Here is a 19,996-nt window from a genome sequence, read left to right as displayed (position 1 = left end):
GCAGCTGGCGGAAAACTCGTGTATCAGTGCTCGAGCATATCCAAGGGAACGCTCGCCTCGGTGCCGGGTATTCCCAACTCGGAGGCCCTTTTGTCGGCCATGGCCAAAAGCCTGCGGATGCGCCCGGCAATCGCGTCCTTGGTCATGGGCGGCTCGGCCATGCGGCCGAGCTCGTCCAGGGACGCCTGCTTGTGCGCCACGCGCAGGGCGCCGGCGTACTTGAGGTGCTCGGGCACTTCCTCGCCCAGGATCTCCAGGGCGCGGTCGACCCGGGCCCCGGCGGCGACGGCGGCCTGGGCCGAACGGCGCAGGTTTGCATCGTCGAAGTTGGCCAGGCGGTTGGCCGTGGCACGCACTTCCTTGCGCATCCGGCGCTCTTCCCAGACCATCAGCGCGTCGTGGGCGCCCATGCGGGTGAGCAGCTGAGCGATGGCCTCGCCGTCGCGGATCACCACCCGGTCCACGCCGCGGACCTCGCGCGCCTTGGCCACCAGGCCCAGGCGCCGTGCGGCGCCGACAAGTGCCAGCGCCGACTCGGGTCCGGGGCAGGTGATTTCCAGTGCGGAGGAGCGTCCCGGCTCGGTCAGGGAGCCGTGGGAGAGGAAGGCGCCGCGCCACACGGCCTCGGCATCGGCGGTGGAGCCGTTGACGATGACCGAGGGAAGCCCGCGCACCGGCCGTCCGCGCCCGTCGAGCAGGCCGGTCTGGCGCGCCAGGGCCTCGCCGTCGCGCACCACCCGGACCACATAGCGGTTGCCGCGGCGCAGGCCGCCGCCGGAAACCACGATGATCTCCGAGGTGTGGCCGTAGACCTCCGCAATGGCGGCACGCAGCCGCCGGGCGGTGGAGGCAAGGTCGACCTCGGCCTCGATGACGATACGTCCGGAAATGATGTGCAGTCCACCGCAAAAGCGCAGCATGGTGGATACCTCTGCCTTGCGCTCGGATGACCGCCGGATTTCAAGCCGGGACAGTTCGTCCTTGACGGAAGCCGTCAGTGCCATGGATTGTTTCCTAACTGCTGGGCTCGTCTGTGCTGAACGTGGTGAACACGTCGTGGTATGCGGCGGCAAGTCTCAAGGGGTCGTGGACTGCGCGTCCGGCACCAACCCCTACTTTACCGAAAAAGGTGCGGGCTCCTAGCCGGGCGGCCGCCCGGGTGAACGACTCGTGGTCCGAAATGGTCGCCGGATCGGCCAGCACGGCGTCCAGCCGCAGCTGGGGCGCGTACCGGGAGATGACCTCCAGGTGGGCCGCCGCGTCCATGCCGCCGGTCTCGGCGGTGGTGGTGGACAGGTTCATGGTCAGCAGCCGGCGGGCGGGCGTGTGCTGCAGCGCCTCGCGCATTTCCGGCAGCAAAAGGTGCGGCAGCACCGAGGTGTACCAGGACCCGGGGCCCAGCACCACCCAGTCGGCCAGCTCGATGGCGTCAAGTGCCTCGGTGCAGGCGGCGGCGCCGTCGGGTTCCAGGCGCACGTTGGAGACCAGGGCGGATTCTCCGGCCTCGGCCAGTTTCGCCTGCCCCGAGATGCGCCGCCTGACCAGCCCGGAGCCGGCGTCCTCCTGCAATACGTCCCCGGTGATGGTCAGCGGGGTGATGCTCATGGGCAGCACCTGGCCGCGGGCCCCGAGCAGCGCCCCCGCCCAGCGCAGCCCGGCCACCGGGTCCTTGAGCAGCTCCCAGAGGGCCACGATCAGCAGGTTGCCCACGGCGTGCTTGTCCAGCGAGGCAGTCGTGCCGGGCTTGGAGGTGAAGCGGTGCTGCATGACGTCGCGCCAGGTCCGCCCCCAGTCGGTGTCGTCGCACAATGCTGCAAGGGCCATGCGCAGGTCTCCGGGGGGCAGCACGTCAAGCTCCTCGCGCAGGCGCCCGGAGGAGCCCCCGTCGTCTGCAACCGTGACAATGGCGGTCAGGTCCGTGGTGAGCCGGCGCAGCGCCGAGAGGGAGGCGGAGAGCCCGTGGCCGCCGCCGAGGGCGACGACGCGCACCGACTGGTTGTCCTCGGCGGAACGGGCGGGGGGCTGGATCGGGATGGGGCCGGTGAAAAACGCCATGGCGGACTACTCGCGCCCCAGGTCCCGGTGGGTGATGTTCACGCGCACGCTGGGCAGCTGGGCCAGCCGGCGCCCGATCTCCTCGGCCGTGGCCACGGAGCGGTGCTTGCCGCCGGTGCAGCCCACCGCGATGGTGGCGTAGTGCTTGTTTTCCCGGCGGTAGCCCTCGAAGACCGGCTCAAGGGCGCCGATGTAGCGCTCGATGAATTCGGCCGCGCCCTTGGCCCCGAGCACGTAGTCGGAGACCTGCTTTTCCTTGCCGGTGTGCGGGCGCAGTTCCGGGACCCAGTGCGGGTTGGGGATGAAGCGCACGTCGGCGACGTAGTTGGCGTCGGTGGGCAGCCCGTACTTGAAGCCGAAGCTCATCACGTTCAGCCGCAGCACGATGGGTCCCGACTCGGAGAAGAGTTCGGTGATGGAGCGGGCCAGGTCGTGCACCGACATCTCAGTGGTGTCAAGGACGATTTCCGCCGCTTCCTTCAGCTCGCGCAGCACCTCGCGCTCGCGCTTGATCCCGTCGACGATCCGCTCGTCCTCCTGCAGCGGGTGCGGGCGCCTGCCCTGCTCGAAGCGGCGCACCAGCAGGTCGTCGTCGGCGTCAAGGAAGAGCACGCGGTAGGCGATGCCGGCGCTGGTGAGCGCGTTCAGGTTCTCGCGCAGCTGCGGGAAGAGCGACTTGGAGCGCACGTCCATCACCACGGCAAGCTTCGGGATGGATCCCCCGGAGTGGGCGACGATCTCGGTGAGCATTCCCAGCAGCGTCGGGGGCAGGTTCTCCACGACGTACCAGCCGTGGTCTTCCAGCGCGTGGGCGGCGGTGGTGCGGCCGGCACCCGACATGCCGGTTATTACCAGGAGTTCGGACTCGGGGGGTTTCACGGGGGCAAGCTCGGAGGTCATGACCCCTAGCCTAGTCGCCTTTTGGGCCGGAACCGGCTAGTCAAGCACCTCTCCGGTCGTCATGTTCACTGCCGGCGCACCGGTGCCGGCGGCCGCCAGCGCGTCGAACACCGTAGCTGCAAGCACCGGACCGATGCCCGGGACGGCAGTGAGTTCCTCCACGGAGGCGGCGCGCATCTTCTTCATCGACCCGAAGTGCTTGCGCAGCGCCTCGCGCTTGGCCGGGCCCAGGCCGTCGATGGTGTCAAGCAGCGAGGTGGTCATCGAGGCCGAGCGCTTCTTGCGGTGGAAGGTGATGGCGAAGCGGTGCGCCTCGTCGCGGATCCGCTGGACCATGTACAGCGCGTGCGAGGCCCGCGGCAGGATCACCGGGAACTCGTCCTCCGGCAGCCAGAGCTCCTCCAGCCGCTTGGCCAGGCCGACGACGTAGATGTCGTCGATGCCCAGGTCGGCCAGCGCGCGGGAGGCGGCGGCGACCTGTGGCGGGCCGCCGTCGACGATGACCAGCGAGGGAGGATAGGCGAACTTGCGCGCCGGCATGCGCGCGGAGGCGTCGGCGATGTCGATTTCGCCGCTGACCACGGGCACGGTGTCGGCCATCTCCGCCAGGTAGTTCCTGAAGCGGCGCGAGATCACGTCGTACATCGAGGCGGTGTCGTCGCGCGCGGCCTCCCCGGTGATCGCGAACTTGCGGTAGTCGCTCTTTTTCGGCAGCCCGTCCTCGAACACCACCATGGAGGCGACGACGTTGGTGCCCTGGGTGTGCGAGGCGTCGTAGCATTCGATGCGCAGCAGCGGGGTGGGCAGCCCGAGCGCGTCCTGGAGTTCCTGCAGCGAGGCCGAGCGCGTGGTCAGGTCCCCGGCGCGCCGGGACTTGTGCAGGCGCAGCGACTGCTCGGCGTTTTCCCGCACGGTTTCGGCCAGCGTCGCCTTGTCCCCGCGCTGCGGCACGCGCAGCGAGACGGCGGAGCCGCGGCGTTCGTGGAGCCACGCGGCGACCTGCCCGGCGTTCTCCGGCAGCACCGGGACCAGCACCTCGCGCGGGATCCGGTCGTCGCCCGCCGCCTCGCCGTAGACCTGGGTGAGCAGGTGCTCGATGAATTCCGCGGGCGTGGAGTCCTCGACCTTTTCCACGACCCAGCCGCGCTGGCCGCGGATGCGCCCGTTGCGCACGTGGAAGACCTGCACGGCCGCCTCGAGCTCGTCCTCGTGCACGGCGAAGATGTCGGCCTCGGTGCTTTCGGCCAGCACCACGGCGTTGCGTTCGAAGACCCGGCGCAGCGCGGCGATGTCGTCGCGGTGGCGGGCTGCCTGCTCGTACTCGAGCCTGGAGACGGCATCGGCCATCTTCCCCTCGAGTTCCCTGATGAAGCGGGTGCCCTCCCCGCCCATGAACTGGCAGAGGTCCGCGGCGAGCTGCTTGTGGTCCTCGGGGCTGATCCTGCCCACGCAGGGGGCGGCGCACTTGTCGATGTAGCCCAGCAGGCAGGGCCGTCCGGAGGATTCGGCGCGCCTGAACACCCCGGCCGAGCAGCTGCGCACCGGGAAGACGCGCAGCAGCGTGTCAAGGGTTTCGCGGATGGCCTTGGCCGGGTAGAACGGGCCGAAGTACTTGGTGTCCTTGCGCTTGTCCCCGCGCATCACCTGGGCGCGCGGGTACTTCTCCCCCATGGTCACCGCGAGGTACGGGTAGGACTTGTCGTCGCGGAAGACGATGTTGAAGCGCGGGTTGAATTCCTTGATCCAGGTGTATTCCAGCTGGAGGGCCTCGAGCTCGGAGCCCACGACCGTCCACTCCACACTCGTGGCGGTGTGCACCATGGCGTGGGTCTTGGGCGTGAGCCCGCCGGGGTTGGCGAAGTAGGAGTTCAGCCGCGAGCGCAGCACCTTGGCCTTGCCGACGTAGATGACCCGTCCCACCTCGTCGCGGAAGCGGTACACCCCGGGGTTGGTCGGGATGTCCCCCGTCGCGGGGCGGTAGCTGCTTGGGTCTGCCACGGGTTCGCCTTGGGTGCTAGTCGGTGATGGGGGTCTGGTTGTAGGCGTCCACGCGTTCCTGGCCGGTGAGTTCCGCGATGGCGTCGACGATCGCATCGGTGGCGGCGCGGCGCTGCGGCAGCGGGTGCTTGCGCCCCAGGTGCTCGAATTGCAGCGGCTTGCCGAAGGCGAGGGTGAAGTGGTGCGGCTTGATGGTGTTGCGCCCGGCGGGCTGCAGGTTCTCGGTGCCGATCAATCCCACCGGGACCACCGGGGCCCCGGTGCTCAGGGCCAGCCAGCCCACGCCGGTGCGCCCGCGGTAGAGCATGCCGTCGCGGGAGCGGGTGCCCTCCGGGTAGATGCCGATGCCGCCGCCGGTTTCCAGGATGTCGACCAGGGATTCCAGTGCCGCCACGGAGGCGGCCTGTTCCCCGCGCTGCACCGGGATCGAGCCCACGGACTCGAAGAAGGTCTTCATCGCCTTGCCCTTGAGGCCGGGGGTGGTGAAGTACTCGGCCTTGGCGAAGAACGCCACGTCGCGGGGGGTCAGCGCCTGGATGATGATCGAGTCCAGGAAGGAGAGGTGGTTGGAGGCGATGATGACCGGACCGGTGCGCGGCACGTTCTCCAGGCCGGTGACGGTGGGACGGCACAGCCCCGAAAGCAGCCCGCGGATCGAGGAGCGGGTCATGGTGTACAGGCTCATTTAGGCACTGGCTCCCTTGGTGGTGGCGGCCATCAGCGATTTGCGCACCGCTTCCCCGGCGGCGTTGCCCAGCAGCAGGTCGGCGAGTTCGGCAAGGTCGGCGGCGTGGGCCCCTGCCCCGGCGGCGGCCAGTTCGCCGGCCTCGGCGAACCCCCAGCCGGCGCCGATGGACGCCATGTTGTTCTCGCGGGCGGCCTCGATGTCGTAGCGGCGGTCCCCCACCATCACGCAGCGTGCCGGATCCAGGTCGTGTGCGCGGATGGCCGCGGCGATGATGTGGGTCTTGGACGAGGAAGTCCCGTCGCCCTCGTCGTCGTTGCCGAAGATGCCGTCGAGCAGCGGGGTGATTTCCTGCACCGCGAGCAGTTCGCGGGCAATGTGCGTGGGCTTGGCCGTGGCGACCAGCACCGTGGTGCCGGCGGCGCGCAGTGCGGCCAGCACGGCCTTCACCCCGGGGTAGGGGCGCGAGGCGGCCATGCCGGTTTCGGCATATTGTGCGCGGTAGGTGGCGATCAGGAAGCCGATGTCCTCGGCGGTGACGCCGTCGATGGTGGCCAGCCCGATGGTCAGCGGGGGTCCGATGAGGGAACGAAGTTTTTCTTCACCCGGGTCGGCGATCCGTGCCTGCGTCAACGCATGGCGGATACCCGAGGTGATGGCCCCGGCCGGATCCACGAGGGTTCCATCGAGGTCAAGGAGCACGGCGGAGGGAGCAATCATCACTGTTGTATTCTCGCATGGACTGGGCGCTGCCACCGTTCGTGCATGCCTCCGAAGGCATACACGAACGGCCACGGCAGCTAGCCGAGCAGCGGCGCGAGGAACTTTCCGGTATAGCTGCCGCTCACCTTGGCGACCTCTTCCGGGGTGCCGACGGCAATGATTTCGCCGCCGCCGGAACCGCCCTCGGGCCCCAGGTCGATGACCCAGTCCGCGGACTTGACCACGTCGAGGTTGTGCTCGATGGTGATGACCGTGTTGCCCTTGTCGACAAGACCCTGCAGCACCAGCAGGAGCTTGCGGATGTCTTCAAAATGCAGGCCGGTGGTGGGCTCGTCGAGCACGTAGATGGAGCGGCCGTTGGAGCGTTTCTGCAATTCGGCCGCCAGCTTCACGCGCTGCGCCTCGCCGCCGGAGAGCGTGGTGGAGGCCTGTCCGAGACGGACGTAGCCGAGCCCCACGTCCACCAGCGTGCGCAGGTGGCGGGCGATCGGGGTGAAGGCGGCGAAGAACTCCGCGCCTTCCTCGATGGGCATGTTCAGCACGTCGGCGATGGATTTGCCCTTGTAGTGCACCTCCAGGGTCTCGCGGTTGTACCGCGCACCATGGCAAACCTCACAGGGAACGTACACGTCCGGCAGGAAGTTCATCTCGATCTTCAGCGTGCCGTCGCCCGAGCAGGATTCGCAGCGCCCGCCCTTGACGTTGAACGAGAAGCGGCCCTGCAGGTAGCCGCGGACCTTGGCCTCGTTGGTCTCCGCGAAGAGCTTGCGGATGTGGTCGAAGACCCCGGTGTAGGTGGCCGGGTTCGAGCGCGGGGTGCGGCCGATGGGCGACTGGTCGACGTGGATGACCTTGTCCAGGTGCTCCAGGCCCTCGACGCGGGTGTGCCGGCCGGGCACCTGCTTGGCGCCGTTGAGCCGGTTGGCCAGCACCTTGTAGAGCACGTCGTTGACCAGCGTGGACTTGCCCGAGCCGGAGACGCCGGTGACGGCGGTCAGCACGCCGAGCGGGAAGCGCGCGGTGAGGTCCTCGAGGTTGTTTTCGCGAGCTCCGACGACAGTGACCTGGCGCTTCTTGTCGATCTTGCGGCGCTTGGCCGGCACCTCGATCTGCCTGCGGCCGGAGAGGTAGTCGCCGGTGATCGAGCGGGTGTTGGCTTTCAGGTCCTCCAGGGACCCCGAGTGCACCACCTCCCCGCCGTGTTCCCCGGCACCGGGACCGATGTCGACGATCCAGTCGGCCTCGGCAATGGTGTCCTCGTCGTGTTCGACCACGATCAGCGTGTTGCCCAGCGAACGCAGGCGGGTGAGGGTCTCGATGAGCCGGCGGTTGTCGCGCTGGTGCAGGCCAATGGAGGGTTCGTCGAGCACGTACAGCACGCCCACCAGGCCGGAGCCGATCTGCGTGGCCAGCCGGATGCGCTGGGCCTCGCCTCCGGACAGCGTTCCGGCGGCGCGCTCCAGGTTCAGGTATTCGAGCCCCACGTCCAGCAGGAAGCGCAGGCGGGCCTGGATCTCCTTGAGCACCTGGGTGGCGATCTGCGCCTCGCGGCCGGTGAGCACCAGATTGTCGAGGAAGTCTGCGCACTCGCGCATCGGCAGGGCGGAGACCTCGGCAATTGACTTGCCGTTGATCAGCACCGAGAGGGACGCGGAGTTCAGGCGCGCGCCGTTGCACTCCGGGCACGGGATCTGACGCATGTACTCTTCGTACTTGTCGCGGGCATTGTCTGACTCGGTTTCCAGGTGCTTGCGGTGGATGTACTGCACCACGCCCTCGAAGCCGGTGGAGTACTTCCGTTCCCGGCCAAAGCGGTTCTTGTACTGCACGACGACCTTGTGGTCCTTGCCGTGCAGGATCGCCTGCCGGGCCACCGCGGGCAGCTTGTTCCAGGGGGTCTCGAGCGTGAAGTCGAGCTCGGCCCCAAGTCCCTCGAGCAGGCGGTTCCAGTATTCGCTGGTTGCGGTTCCCAGGGACCACGGGGCGATGGCGCCTTGGCCCAGCGGCATCTCGACGTCGGGAATGATCAGGTCTTCGTCGACCTCGAGGCGCGTGCCGATGCCGCTGCAGGCGGGGCAGGCGCCGAAGGGGTTGTTGAAGGAGAACGAGCGGGGCTCGATCTCGTCGATGGCCAACGGGTGTTCGTTGGGGCAGGCAAGGTTTTCGGAGAAGGCGCGCACGCGGCCCTCGTCTTCCGGATCGAGGTCCACGAAATCTATCAGGACCCGGCCCTCGGCAAGGTTGAGCGCGGTTTCGATCGAGTCGGTCAGGCGCTGGCGAACGCTGTCGTTGATGGCCAGCCGGTCAATGACGACCTCGATGGTGTGCTTGAACTGTTTTCCGAGTTTGGGCGGATCGCTGAGCTGGATCGTTTCGCCGTCGACCCGAGCCCTGGAGTAGCCCTTGGATCCCAGCTCCTTGAACAGGTCAACGAATTCACCCTTGCGGCCGCGCACGACCGGGGCCAGGACCTGGAAGCGCGTCTTGGGTGCGAGCTCGAGCAGCTGGTCCACGATCTGCTGCGGGGTCTGCTTGGTGACGGCCTCGCCGCAGACCGGGCAGTACGGCCGGCCCACGCGGGCCCAAAGCAGGCGCATGTAGTCGTAGATTTCCGTGATGGTACCCACGGTGGACCGCGGGTTCTTCGAGGTAGATTTTTGGTCGATCGACACCGCCGGCGAGAGTCCCTCGATGAAGTCCACGTCGGGCTTGTCCACCTGGCCGAGGAACTGGCGGGCGTATGCCGACAGTGATTCGACGTAGCGCCGCTGCCCCTCGGCAAAAATGGTATCGAACGCGAGGGAGGACTTGCCCGAGCCGGAGAGGCCGGTAAATACGATCATCGCATCGCGCGGCAAATCCAGGTCGACATTGCGTAGATTGTGCTCGCGCGCGCCCTTGACCACCAAGCGGGTCAGGTCGTGCGGACGGAGGGTTTCAGGGGAGCGGGAAGTAGCCACCAGAACATGCTAATCGAAAACTGCTTCGAATTGCGCGTCCTTGTGAGGAACAAGACTTGGGTCTATCCAACCTGGGAACTGAACGCTGCGCGAACGTAGCCAACAGCCGCCTTTTCGGAGATCCCCCAGCGTGTCGCAACGGCCGCAAATTCCGAGGCGGCGTCAGCCACCGCAACCGACCCCTCGTCGCCGGTGGCCTGGACAATGGTGCCGTGTCGCCCGCGGGTCACGACCGCTCCGCTGGCTTCCAGTTCCTTGTAGACCTTGGCCGCGGTGTTGACAGCGAGGCCCAGCTGCTCGGCGAGCGCACGAACCGACGGCAGCTTGGTTCCTGCCTTGAGGCGCCCTTTCGAGATGGCGACCAGGATCTGCTGCCTGACTTGTTGGTAGGGAGGCATCTTGTCGGTGCTGTCGAGAGTGATGAATGCCAGTGGTTTGCTATCCATGCGAGCCGTCCTTCGTAGATACTGGGGGCAAGGCCTTGGTTTTAGACTATCGCGCAGCCATGGACGCGCCACGTAAGGTGTTGTCATGAGTGAATTCTTCCTTGACCTCACCGACGTTACCGTACGGTCCGTGAGCGTCTCCGAAATGGCCAACAACATTTACCTGGTGACGTCGAAGGGTGACGGCTCGCAGCTGTTGATTGATGCCGCCGACGATGTGCCGGCCATCGACCGCCTGGTCGAGTCGGCTTCCTCCGATGCAGGGGTTGCCACGAAGCTTGAGGGCATTGCCACGACCCACCAGCATTGGGACCACGTCAGGGCGCTGCGTGAGTACGCGGAGCGCACCGGGGCCAAGACCTATGCGGGTACTGAGGACGTTAAGGGAATTGCGGACGGTGCCGATGTGGCCATTGACGTTCCGCTCAATCACGGCGACACGGTGACGGTGGGGACGACGATCATGGAGTGCGTGCACCTGCGTGGCCATACTCCCGGATCCATCGCCTATGCACTTCGCGACAGCGGAGGTACCACGGTGATCTTCAGTGGCGACTCGCTGTTCCCGGGCGGTGTGGGAAACACCGAAAACGATCCCCAGCGCTTCACTTCGTTGCTTGATGACGTAACCACGCGGCTCTTCGAGCAGTATCCCGATGAGACCCTGGTGCTTCCGGGTCACGGGGCCACGACGACGTTGGGTGCGGAGCGGCCAAGCCTGGAGGATTGGCGCGCTAGAGGCTGGTAGTCACAACACTTTCGGTCGAGCCAGGCGGAGGTGATTCCGGTGTCCCCGGCAACGGCGGGGCCATGGCTCGGTACATCTGCCCACTGGGCGTTTTTATCAGGATCGTGTGCCGGGGACCCAGAATCACGAATTCTTCCCAACCGGATGTTTCCTTCGTGTGGTTGCACCGAACGCATCGGCCATCGCCATTGACTTCCGTCGTCTCTCCGCCCCTGGCCACTTGGTAAACGTGGTCATAGTGGCGAATCGGAGCGTCGCAATAGGGCGTGCGGCAGAATTGATCACGTACAGAAATCAAGTCCTTGAGTTTCTGCGGAAGAATCCGGGCCTCCGACTCCATGGCCACCAGCTGACCGCTGACCGGCGCCGTATAGAGGCGTCGGACCCAGGCTTCGGCTTCGTTTTCACCGTCAGGACCGGTGCGGTCACCAGCGATCAGCCAACGTGAGTATGCTGCGGATACAGTCCCGTAGCCTTTGATGAACGCCGGCTCCCCATCACCGGCAAGTAGGGATCGGTCCGTCATCACGACGTGAATCATCAGTGGCGGGCGCGAGGCCAGTTCCTGCCCGGTGACACGCTCCACGACGGTGTCGGCCATGACCTGCGCATCGGTGCGCTCGTCATTTGTCGAGCGGAGCCTGGCAGCCTCCTTGCTCAACGCCTCCTGGAATGCGACGCCTTGAATCACCGGGAGCAGGCCGCTCACTCGCATCATCCCGTCGGGGGTGGGCGTTACGGATATGCGTCGCTTGTTCATCGCGTCGGCGTGGTTGTTCATGTCTTTGCTGTTGTCGAACGCCAGAACTTCCTTCTTGGCCCGAGCCAGCAGTTGCTTGTCGCCTACGCCTTCCAACGCCCCGCGCTCACCGGCGATTTCCCGGTCTATGATTTCGCGGACGCCGGGGTCCAACTGGTTCGTTTCGCGCACCAGGAGCATGGCCCGATCTTCGTTGAGTTCTCCGCGTTCCAGGGCGTTGTAGGTATAGGGCATGTGCTCGATCATGGATTTCGAGTAGGAGATGAAGCTCGACCCCAGACGTTGTGCGGCCTTGCGAGCCAGTGCTACTTCGGCGCCTGCACCGCGGTTCGGGTTTTCCTTGTAGATCCCCTCGTCCTCATGCCGGGCAATGATGTCCTGCTCGAGCCCGTAGGCTTCCTTGGCCTGGGCCGCGCAGATTGCCGACTTGGCCCTTTCGAGTGCCGAAATCCGCGCCACCCTGACCTGCTCTCCCACATTTTGCGGCAGGAGAGTCATGGCAACGCCAACGTCATCGATGAAATCTACGTATTCGTCACCGGGCCTTTGCGCCAACGCGCGTTCCCTGGCGGGCATTTCCATGCCTACGGGTATATGGCGGTGGCCAAGGAGTATTTCCCCGGCGGCCTCGGCGGAGAGCGAGCTCGGGTTCGACAAGTAGCTTTCGCACTCTTCGAACATATTTACTACTATACGCCTGCTGGAGGTGATTGTGAAGAGCTTGATGAATTTTCTGGCTCCCAAAAATCCATGTCAACCCGGGTTCAAAAATCCACCTTGGGCAGCGTGCGGCGACGCACGTTGGACGTCCTGCTTACCTGAAGCGCATCCCCTGCGCTTCACACGCGCTCTTGAATGATTCCTCTTCTGTGATGACCGGGACTCCGGCGGCATCCGTGGATACCGCCGCTCGAATCGACTCCGTTGACGACGCAGCACCATGTTCCGCTGCCTTGGCCATATTGGCGCGTCCTACGTTTCCGTCGTCCGTGTACCCGCTGCCAAAGTGGATGCAGGCGGTGTTTCCCTGGACATCGCGCTGGCGGAATTCGTCAGCGGATGGGCCCGCACAGGCACCGAGCATCAAGGTGGCCACGGCGAGCGCAGGCAAGAGCTTTCTTCGCATGCCCCCACCCTATGAGAGGGCACTGCCATTGGGGCAATCTAGCGCTTGCGGCCCACCATGAAGATGCGACGGAAGGGGAAGAGCGTGATGCTTCCGCCACGATGGTCGTCAACGGCCGGATACGCCTCGCCGACCAAATCTCCATACTGGGTCTCGAATTCGGCGGCGTCTTTCTCGCTGAGCCGGGCCAGCACAGGCCGCAGCGCGGTGCCGCGGACCCACTCCAGCACGGGGTCCGGTCCGGAGAGGATCTGCCCGTAGGTGGTCTCCCAGACGTCTGGTTCAAACCCGGCATCCAGCAGGATCTTCAGGTAGTCCGAGGGTTCCCCCGACGCGTCGTCGTGCCGCAGCACGCCGGACAGTTGCGGCGCCCAGCGCTCCGATTCCGCGAGCTGCCTCATCAGCGTGTGCGAGGGAGAATGGAAGTTGCCCGGGACCTGCGCGGCAAACCACGCCCCCGGGGCCAGCGCCTCCAGCCAGCGGGCGATCAACTGCCGGTGTTCGGGAATCCATTGGAGCATGGCGTTGGAGACCAGTACGTCGGTTTCGGGCTCGGGCATCCACTGCGTCGCGTCGGCGGATTCAAAGGAGAGGTTCTCCGCATGGTGCTTGGCGCGCGCCCGCTCGATCATTTCCACCGACGAGTCCAGGCCCACCACGCGGGCGTCCGGCCAGCGCTCGGCCAGGGAATGGGTCAGCGGTCCGGGACCGCACCCCATGTCCACCACCAGCTGCGGTGTCGCGGCGGTGATGCGGGCCGTCAGATCGTAAAACGGACGATCTCGGTGATCGGCGAACTGCACGTACTTGTTCGGGTCCCATTTCATAACCACAGCGTAGGCGGAAAGGCCCACGTAAACCGATAGTCTTGGACACATCATGAAACTTACCGAGTTGCTGCCCAACACTCCCCCACGCGGTGCCACCGCCGAATCGACCTACGAAGCCTTCATCAAATGGGTGGAGGACCGCGGCATCGGGCTCTACCCGGCGCAGGACGAGGCCGTGATGGAATTCGTGGCCGGCAACAACGTCATCCTGGCCACCCCCACGGGATCCGGCAAGTCGTTGGTTGCGGTCGCCGCGCACTTCCACGCGCTGGCACGCGGGGAGCGCAGCTACTACACGGCCCCGATCAAAGCGCTGGTCTCGGAGAAGTTCTTCGACCTGTGCAAGATCTTTGGCGCGGAGAACGTCGGCATGGTCACCGGCGACTCGTCGGTGAACCAGGATGCCCCGATCATCTGCTGCACCGCCGAGATCCTCGCCAACATCGCCCTGCGCGAGGGCAAGAACGCCGACCTGGGGCCCGTGGTGATGGACGAGTTCCACTTCTACTCCGACCCGCAGCGCGGCTGGGCCTGGCAGGTGCCGCTGCTGGAACTGCCCCAGGCGCAATTCCTCATCATGAGCGCCACCCTGGGCGACGTGGGCAGGTTCGAGGACGAGCTGACGCTGCGCACCGGGCGCGAAACCACCACCGTCGCGCACGCCGAGCGCCCCATCCCCCTGCACTACTACTACTCGCAGGACCCCGTGCAGGAAGCCATCGAGGAACTGCTCTCCACCAAGCAGGTGCCGATCTACGTGGTGCACTTCAGCCAGCTCGAAGCCATCGACCGGGCCAGCGGGCTGATGAGCATCAACGTGTGCACCCGCGAGGAAAAGGACCGGATCTCCGAGTTGATCGCCGGATTCAGGTTCGCCCCGGGCTTCGGCAAGACGCTGAACCGCCTGGTCCGCCACGGCATCGGCGTGCACCACGCCGGCATGCTGCCCAAGTACCGCCGACTGGTGGAGCAGCTGGCCCAGGCCGGACTGCTCAAGGTCATCTGCGGCACCGACACCCTGGGCGTGGGCATCAACGTCCCCATCCGCACCGTGCTGATCACCGCGCTGTCCAAGTATGACGGGGTGCGCACCCGCATCCTCAACGCCCGCGAGTTCCACCAGATCGCCGGACGCGCGGGCCGCGCCGGGTTCGACACCGCCGGGACCGTCGTCGTGCAGGCGCCCGAGCACTCCATCGAGAACAAGAAGGCCATGGAGAAGGCGGTCGCGAAGTTCGGCGACGACTCCAAGAAGATCCGCCAGGTGGTCAAGAAGAAACCGCCGCAGGGCTTCGTGACCTGGGGCGAGAAGACCTATGAGCGGATCATCGAATCCACCCCCGAGACGCTGAACTCCTCCTTCGCCGTGACCCACTCGATCCTGCTGAACCTGCTGGCGCGCGAGGGCGACTCCTTCGCCGCGGCCCGGCGGCTGCTCACCGAGAACCACGAGCCGCCCGCGCGCCAACGCGCCCTGCAGCGCAAGGCGCTGGGCATCCTGCGCGAGCTGCTGGCCACCGGCGTCGTCGAGCGCCTCGAACACCCCGACAAGCACGGGAACATGCTGGCGCTCACGGTGCACCTGCAGGAGAACTTCGCGCTGAACCAGCCGCTGTCCCCGTTCGCGCTGGCCGCCCTGGAGCTCTTCGACGCCGAGTCCCCCGGCTATGCGCTGGACGTGGTCTCGGTCATCGAGGCGACGCTGGAAAAGCCGCGCCAGGTTCTTTCGGCCCAGGAGAAGAAGGCCCGCGGCGAGGCGATCGCGGCGATGAAGGCCGAGGGCATGGAGTACAACGACCGCATGGCGGCGCTCGAGGAGGTCAGCTACCCGCAGCCGCTGGCCGAGGTGCTGGGCAACGCGTTTGAGCAGTACCGCGCCGGCGCCCCGTGGCTCGGCGACTTCGAGGTGGCCCCGAAGTCGGTGGTCAGGGACATGTACGAGCGCGCCATGAGCTTCAGCGAATACGTGCAGTTCTACTCGCTGGCCCGCTCCGAGGGCGTGCTGCTGCGCTACCTCACCGACGCCTTCAAGGCGCTGCGCCAGACCGTGCCGCAGGACGCGCTGCGCGAGGACCTCGAGGACCTCATCGAATGGCTCGGGGAACTGATCCGCCAGATCGACTCCTCGCTGCTGGACGAATGGGAGGAACTGGCCAACGGGGTGCTCCACGAGCCCGACGCCGAGATCATCCCGCCGGCGCCCGAGCGCCTGACCTCCAACGAGCGCGCCTTCCGCGTGATGGTGCGCAACGAGATGTTCCGCCGCGTCAAGCTCTTCGCCGACGAACAGGACGGGGCGCTGGCCGAGCTGGACGGGCACAGCGGCTTCGGCGCCGACCAGTGGGCCGACGCCATGGACGCGTACTTCGAGGAGCACGAGGACATCGACGACGGCCCCGGCGGCCGCGGTCCCAACCTGTTGCTGATCACCCCGTCCAGGGAGTCATGGAAGGTGCGCCAGGTCTTCGCGGACCCGGCCGGTCACCATGACTGGGGCATCGACGCGACGGTGAACCTCGCGGACTCCGACGAGGCGGGGTACCCGGTCATCACCGTGACCGGCGTGGGACGCCAGGACTAGGTTCCGCAGAGACAAATGCGCCCGCCGGAAGATTCCGGCGGGCGCATCCCGTGTGCCTAGAAGCCCAGCAGCTTGGTCATCGGCAGCACCTGGTTGCGGGCCAGCAGCACGATCGGCACCACCAGCCCGGCCAGCGCGTACGCGGAGACGGGCACGCAGAGCAGCCACTCGCGCACCGACCCGGCCCGCCCCAGCACCGGGATGGCAATGCGTCCGCCGGGCTTCCACACGTCCTTGAGCAGCGGCAGGCGGCGGATGAGGCGCGGCGAACGGATCCGCACCGGCCAGATCAGGTTGCAGCCGCCGACGGTGAGCATGTCCCCGGCGATGTGCACCGCGCAGCCCACGGCCACCGCGATCACCAGCCAGTTCTGTTCGTCCGGCGAGAACACCGCGACGAAGATCCCTGCCGGGACGGAAATCAGCCACGGCAGCTTCGCCATGGTGTCGGGAATGAACTTCAGGGCCTTCAGCGCGAAGGAGACCAGCAGCACCGCCAGCAACCCGGCACCCGGGTAGATCAACCCGAAGCGGGCGGTCTCCATGGTCCACAGCCCCAGCACCCACGCCATGAACGTGAACGCCGCGATGCCCAGCAGCGAGTGCGTGCCGTTGCGGTGCCCGCCGGAAACCTCGCCGATGCCGGCGCAGATCGCGTTGGACACCGGCGGCAGCGAGTGCGCGATCGTGGCCCGGCGGTGGTCTGCGTCGGGCAGCAGCGCCGCCCCGGCGCAGACCATCGCGCCGGCCACCCCGGCGATCGGGCTCTGTTCCAGCAGGCCGAAGCCCAGCGGGATGGCCCCGGGAAGCCAGGGAAGGTGCTCGGGGAGGCTCCCGGTGGGGAGCATGAAATTCGTGGTCAACGCGATCCAGGCTGCTGCGCCGGTGGCCGCGTGGTGGCCGCCCATCATATTGCTTGGTGCCGTCCTTGCTTTTGTTCTTGCTTCTCGATCGCCCCCTACCTTAGGGGCGCGCACCCACGCGTTGGATTCACGGCACGCTTTGGCTCCCGGTAGGCTTGGTCACATGCCTCTGATTCGCCCAGCACAGCCCTCCGACGCCGCCGCAATCCTGGATCTGATCCACGAATTGGCCATCTTTGAGCGCGAACCCGACGCGGTGAGGAACACCGAGGCCGGCCTCGTTGCCCACCTCTTCGGCCCCGAGCCCCAGGTCTATGCCCACGTGGTCGAGGAGCAGGGAACGGTGCTCGGCTTCGCCCTGTGGTTCCTGACCTATTCGACCTGGGAAGGCACCCACGGGATCCACCTGGAGGACCTGTACGTCCGCGAATCCGAGCGCGGCGCCGGACACGGGAAGGCGCTGCTGGCCACCCTGGCGCAGATCGCGGTTCAGCGCGGCTACCGGCGCGTGGAATGGAGCGTGCTGGACTGGAACGCCCCCGCGATCGGCTTCTACGACTCGCTCGGCGCCGGTTCCATGGACGGCTGGACGGTGCGCCGGCTCGAGGGGGCCGCCCTGGCCGAACTGGGGAACCCGGCATGAGCACCACCCACGTCTTCCGCGGGATGCGGAGCACCGAGCACTTCTTCGAGCTCCCGCTGGACCATGCGCGCCCGGAGGGTGAAACCCTCACGGTCTTCGCGCGTGAGATCTCCTCCACCGCACACGAGGACCCCGCGGCGCTGCCTTGGCTGCTCTTCCTGCAGGGCGGGCCGGGCGGGAAGTCCCCGCGCCCGGCATCCCTCACCGGCTGGATGGCCGAGGCCGCCAAGACCTTCCGGATCCTGCTGCTTGACCAGCGCGGCACCGGCCTGAGCACCCCGGCAAACCGGCAGTCCCTGCCGCTGCGCGGGGACGCCGCGGCCCAGGCCGCCTACCTCACGCACTTCCGCGCCGACTCGATCGTGCGCGACGCCGAGGCGATCCGCCGCGAGCTGGGGATCTCCTCCTGGAGCACCTTCGGGCAGAGCTACGGCGGCTTCTGCACGCTGACCTACCTGTCGCTGGCCCCGGCGTCGCTGGACCGCGCACTGGTCACCGGCGGGCTGGCCTCGCTGGGGGCCGACGCGGACACCGTCTACCGGGCGACCTACCGGCGCATGGCCGAGCGCAACGCGGAATACTTCGACTGGTACCCGCGCGACCGCCGGGTGCTGGGTGAGATCGTGGAGCACCTGGCCCACACCGAGGAGCACCTGCCCGGTGGCCGGGCGCTGACCGTGCCGCTGGTGCAAATGCTCGGCCAGTTCCTGGGCGGCAACACCCGGGTGCATGCGCTGCACCACGTCTTCGAGGGCGCCTTCATCGACACCCCGGGCGGCAGGCGGCTCTCGGACACCTTCCTGGCGACGATCGCCGAACAGGCCGACCGGGCCGCGAACCCGCTTTACGCGCTGCTGCACGAGTCGATCTACGCCCAGGGGTCCGCCACCAACTGGGCCGCCGAACGCGTGCTGGCCGAGTTCCCGGCATTCTCCCCCGACGCAGCTCCTCCGCTGCTGACCGGGGAAATGGTGTACCGCTGGTACTTCGACGCGGACCCGGTGCTGCGCCCGCTGGAGGAAACCGCGCGGGTCCTGGCCGAGCACGAGGGCTGGGAACCGCTCTACGACCCCGAGGTGCTTGCTGCCAACACCGTGCCCGTCGCGGCGGCCGTCTACACCCACGACGTGTACGTGGACCGGGACCTGTCGCTGGAAACCGCCGCCGCGGTGGGCAACATGCGCGTGTGGGAAACCGACGAATTCCACCACGACGGGATCGGCGACGAGGGCGCCATGATCTTCGCGAAGCTGCTGGGGATGGCCAACGAGGAAACGCCCGTCCGCGCCTAGGGGCGCAGGACCTCGCGCAGGCAGAAGGCGGCAACCACCACGATGAAGGCCAGGCAGAGGTAGCCGAGCCCGGCGTAGCCCAGCCAGGCCAGCAGCAGCCCGGAGCCGGCGGCACCCAGCGCCCCGGCGGCACCCATCAGGGTGTCCGAGACGCCCTGGACCAGCACCCGGCGGCCGCGATCGACCCGCGAGGCCAGGAACGCGGAACCGGACACCGTGCACATGGACCAGCCCAGGCCCAGCAGCACCAACCCGGTGGTGACAGCGGCACGCGAGTCGGCGCCCAGCCCGGCCACCAGCACCGCCGCCACCAGCACGCCCTGGCCCGCCAGCATCATCCGCGGCTGCCCGATCCTATCGGCCAGCGAGCCGACGAGCGGGGAGAGCGCATACATGCCGGCGATGTGCAGCGAGATCACGAACCCGATGACGACCAGGATGTCGGCGGTCCCGCCGTGCATCTCGTGCCCCGGGATGGCCGCAAGGTCCTTGAGGTGCACCGGGGTCATCGACATGACCCCGACCATCACCAGGTGCGCCACCACGATGGTGGAGATGCCCAGGGCGGCCCCGGGAGAGGCCCGCACGGCCACCAGCCCGGTGGCCAGCGACCCGCGGCGCCGCCCCACGGCAGGTGCGTGCGGGGCGACGCCGTCGGCGGCCTCCCAGGCACGCGCCAGGTCGATGGGGTCCGGGCGCAGCCCGATGTTCAGCACCAGGATGGCCAGCGCCATGCCGGCCAGGGAAAAGAGGAACGGCCCGCTCATTGCCGGCAGCCCCAGCCCGGCGCCCAGCACCGCGCCGGGGCCGATGAGGTTCGGGCCGGCCACCGCGCCGATGGTGATGGCCCAGACCACCAGGCCCAGGTCGCGCCCGCGGGTCGCGTCGTCGGCCAGGTCTGTCGCGGCGAAGCGGGCCTGCAGGTTTGCCGCGGACCCCACGCCGAGCAGCGCCGCCCCGAGCATCAGCACCGCAAAGCTCTGCAGCACCGGCGCCAACATCATGCCGACGGCACCCAGCGCGGCCAGGAAGTAGCCGAAGGACAGCGCCACGCGGCGTCCGCGCTTCACGGCAAGGGCGGCCAGCGGCAGCGCACTGAGCGCGCCGGCGACGGAGATCGCGGTGGTCGCCGCCCCGGCGAAGGCATTGGACCCGGTCAGCTCCACGGCCATCAGCGAGCCGATGGCCAGCCCCGCGCCGTTGCCCACGCCGCTGAGCAGCTGGGAGGCGGAGAGGGCCGCCACGGTGCGGCGCTGGGCGCGCGCCCGCTCGGGCGCGACGTGGACGGCTGCGGGGATCGGGGAAGTGTTCACGCGCCCCAGCCTACCAATGCCCGGTCCGGCTTAACGGCCGTCGGGGCCCGGCTTCCGTGGTGGAAGCCGGGCC

16 protein-coding genes are annotated in these 19,996 nt (G+C 67.5%); 4 read left to right on the top strand and 12 right to left on the bottom strand.

Annotated elements, in window-relative coordinates:
• Window positions 1-23: 23 nt before the first annotated feature.
• The 8 genes from whiA to KRR55_RS03765 form a co-directional block, all read right to left on the bottom strand.
• Window positions 24-1,004 carry a DNA-binding protein WhiA gene (whiA, locus tag KRR55_RS03800; RefSeq protein ID WP_217387744.1) on the bottom strand — a complete coding sequence of 327 codons (981 nt, stop codon included), beginning with the start codon at window positions 1,002-1,004 and terminating at the stop codon, window positions 24-26.
• A gap of 10 nt (window positions 1,005-1,014) precedes the next feature.
• Window positions 1,015-2,055 (bottom strand): gluconeogenesis factor YvcK family protein, encoded by a 1,041-nt coding sequence (locus tag KRR55_RS03795; RefSeq protein WP_217387743.1) that lies wholly within the window; start codon window positions 2,053-2,055, stop codon window positions 1,015-1,017.
• Between the two features lie 6 nt (window positions 2,056-2,061).
• On the bottom strand, window positions 2,062-2,955 hold the full coding sequence (gene rapZ / locus KRR55_RS03790; protein ID WP_217387742.1) for an RNase adapter RapZ: 894 nt from the start codon (window positions 2,953-2,955) through the stop codon (window positions 2,062-2,064).
• Window positions 2,956-2,991: 36 nt separating this feature from the next.
• On the bottom strand, window positions 2,992-4,953 hold the full coding sequence (gene uvrC / locus KRR55_RS03785) for an excinuclease ABC subunit UvrC (RefSeq protein WP_217387741.1): 1,962 nt from the start codon (window positions 4,951-4,953) through the stop codon (window positions 2,992-2,994).
• Window positions 4,954-4,969: 16 nt separating this feature from the next.
• Window positions 4,970-5,638 (bottom strand): lysophospholipid acyltransferase family protein, encoded by a 669-nt coding sequence (locus KRR55_RS03780; RefSeq protein WP_217387740.1) that lies wholly within the window; start codon window positions 5,636-5,638, stop codon window positions 4,970-4,972.
• Complete coding sequence (locus KRR55_RS03775) at window positions 5,639-6,358, bottom strand: HAD hydrolase-like protein (RefSeq protein ID WP_217387739.1); 720 nt, start codon at window positions 6,356-6,358, stop codon at window positions 5,639-5,641.
• A gap of 80 nt (window positions 6,359-6,438) precedes the next feature.
• Window positions 6,439-9,321 (bottom strand): excinuclease ABC subunit UvrA, encoded by a 2,883-nt coding sequence (gene uvrA, locus KRR55_RS03770; protein ID WP_217387738.1) that lies wholly within the window; start codon window positions 9,319-9,321, stop codon window positions 6,439-6,441.
• A 62-nt stretch (window positions 9,322-9,383) separates the two neighbouring features.
• Complete coding sequence (locus KRR55_RS03765; RefSeq protein WP_217387737.1) at window positions 9,384-9,767, bottom strand: GntR family transcriptional regulator; 384 nt, start codon at window positions 9,765-9,767, stop codon at window positions 9,384-9,386.
• 85 nt (window positions 9,768-9,852) lie between these two features.
• Between KRR55_RS03765 and KRR55_RS03760 the strand changes: the two genes are divergently transcribed.
• Window positions 9,853-10,515, top strand: a complete 663-nt coding sequence (locus tag KRR55_RS03760) for an MBL fold metallo-hydrolase (protein WP_217387736.1) — start codon at window positions 9,853-9,855, stop codon at window positions 10,513-10,515.
• Here KRR55_RS03760 and KRR55_RS03755 read toward each other — a convergent pair.
• Both KRR55_RS03755 and KRR55_RS03750 read right to left on the bottom strand, forming a co-directional pair.
• Window positions 10,502-11,857: an HNH endonuclease gene (locus KRR55_RS03755; RefSeq protein WP_217387735.1), complete on the bottom strand. Its 1,356-nt coding sequence runs from the start codon at window positions 11,855-11,857 to the stop codon at window positions 10,502-10,504. The genes KRR55_RS03760 and KRR55_RS03755 overlap by 14 nt on opposite strands.
• A 582-nt stretch (window positions 11,858-12,439) precedes the next feature.
• Window positions 12,440-13,228 (bottom strand): trans-aconitate 2-methyltransferase, encoded by a 789-nt coding sequence (locus KRR55_RS03750; RefSeq protein ID WP_217387734.1) that lies wholly within the window; start codon window positions 13,226-13,228, stop codon window positions 12,440-12,442.
• Window positions 13,229-13,280: 52 nt separating this feature from the next.
• On the opposite strand from KRR55_RS03750, the gene KRR55_RS03745 reads away from it, so the two are divergent.
• Window positions 13,281-15,812, top strand: coding sequence for a DEAD/DEAH box helicase (locus KRR55_RS03745; RefSeq protein ID WP_217387733.1), 2,532 nt, complete (start codon window positions 13,281-13,283; stop codon window positions 15,810-15,812).
• Window positions 15,813-15,868: 56 nt separating this feature from the next.
• Here KRR55_RS03745 and KRR55_RS03740 read toward each other — a convergent pair whose 3' ends face one another.
• Window positions 15,869-16,723, bottom strand: coding sequence for a metal-dependent hydrolase (locus KRR55_RS03740; protein WP_217387732.1), 855 nt, complete (start codon window positions 16,721-16,723; stop codon window positions 15,869-15,871).
• Between the two features lie 115 nt (window positions 16,724-16,838).
• On the opposite strand from KRR55_RS03740, the gene KRR55_RS03735 reads away from it, so the two are divergent.
• Entirely contained in the window at window positions 16,839-17,318 is a 480-nt protein-coding gene (locus KRR55_RS03735; RefSeq protein ID WP_217387731.1) for a GNAT family N-acetyltransferase, read from the top strand.
• The gene (locus KRR55_RS03730; protein ID WP_217387730.1) at window positions 17,315-18,610 is read left to right on the top strand and encodes an alpha/beta fold hydrolase; all 1,296 of its coding nucleotides are present in this window, start codon (window positions 17,315-17,317) and stop codon (window positions 18,608-18,610) included. The genes KRR55_RS03735 and KRR55_RS03730 overlap by 4 nt, the downstream gene beginning before the upstream one ends.
• Here the strand turns inward: KRR55_RS03730 and KRR55_RS03725 are convergent.
• Window positions 18,607-19,923, bottom strand: coding sequence for an MFS transporter (locus KRR55_RS03725; RefSeq protein WP_217387729.1), 1,317 nt, complete (start codon window positions 19,921-19,923; stop codon window positions 18,607-18,609). The genes KRR55_RS03730 and KRR55_RS03725 overlap by 4 nt on opposite strands.
• Window positions 19,924-19,996: the final 73 nt, after the last annotated feature.

This window comes from Paeniglutamicibacter quisquiliarum (genome assembly GCF_019084045.1).
Taxonomy (GTDB): Bacteria; Actinomycetota; Actinomycetes; order Actinomycetales; family Micrococcaceae; genus Paeniglutamicibacter; species Paeniglutamicibacter quisquiliarum.
The sequence above is the reverse complement of the archived record's forward strand: the minus strand, read 5'-3'. Positions and strand labels throughout refer to the sequence as shown.

Coding starts and splice junctions, on each gene's coding strand:
- whiA (WP_217387744.1), bottom strand. CDS start 1,004: ATGGCACTGACGGCTTCCGTCAAGGACGAACTGTCCCGGCTTGAAATC.
- KRR55_RS03795 (WP_217387743.1), bottom strand. CDS start 2,055: ATGGCGTTTTTCACCGGCCCCATCCCGATCCAGCCCCCCGCCCGTTCC.
- rapZ (WP_217387742.1), bottom strand. CDS start 2,955: ATGACCTCCGAGCTTGCCCCCGTGAAACCCCCCGAGTCCGAACTCCTG.
- KRR55_RS03780 (WP_217387740.1), bottom strand. CDS start 5,638: ATGAGCCTGTACACCATGACCCGCTCCTCGATCCGCGGGCTGCTTTCG.
- KRR55_RS03775 (WP_217387739.1), bottom strand. CDS start 6,358: ATGATTGCTCCCTCCGCCGTGCTCCTTGACCTCGATGGAACCCTCGTG.
- KRR55_RS03765 (WP_217387737.1), bottom strand. CDS start 9,767: ATGGATAGCAAACCACTGGCATTCATCACTCTCGACAGCACCGACAAG.
- KRR55_RS03760 (WP_217387736.1), top strand. CDS start 9,853: ATGAGTGAATTCTTCCTTGACCTCACCGACGTTACCGTACGGTCCGTG.
- KRR55_RS03755 (WP_217387735.1), bottom strand. CDS start 11,857: ATGGAAATGCCCGCCAGGGAACGCGCGTTGGCGCAAAGGCCCGGTGAC.
- KRR55_RS03750 (WP_217387734.1), bottom strand. CDS start 13,228: ATGAAATGGGACCCGAACAAGTACGTGCAGTTCGCCGATCACCGAGAT.
- KRR55_RS03745 (WP_217387733.1), top strand. CDS start 13,281: ATGAAACTTACCGAGTTGCTGCCCAACACTCCCCCACGCGGTGCCACC.
- KRR55_RS03740 (WP_217387732.1), bottom strand. CDS start 16,723: ATGATGGGCGGCCACCACGCGGCCACCGGCGCAGCAGCCTGGATCGCG.
- KRR55_RS03735 (WP_217387731.1), top strand. CDS start 16,839: ATGCCTCTGATTCGCCCAGCACAGCCCTCCGACGCCGCCGCAATCCTG.
- KRR55_RS03730 (WP_217387730.1), top strand. CDS start 17,315: ATGAGCACCACCCACGTCTTCCGCGGGATGCGGAGCACCGAGCACTTC.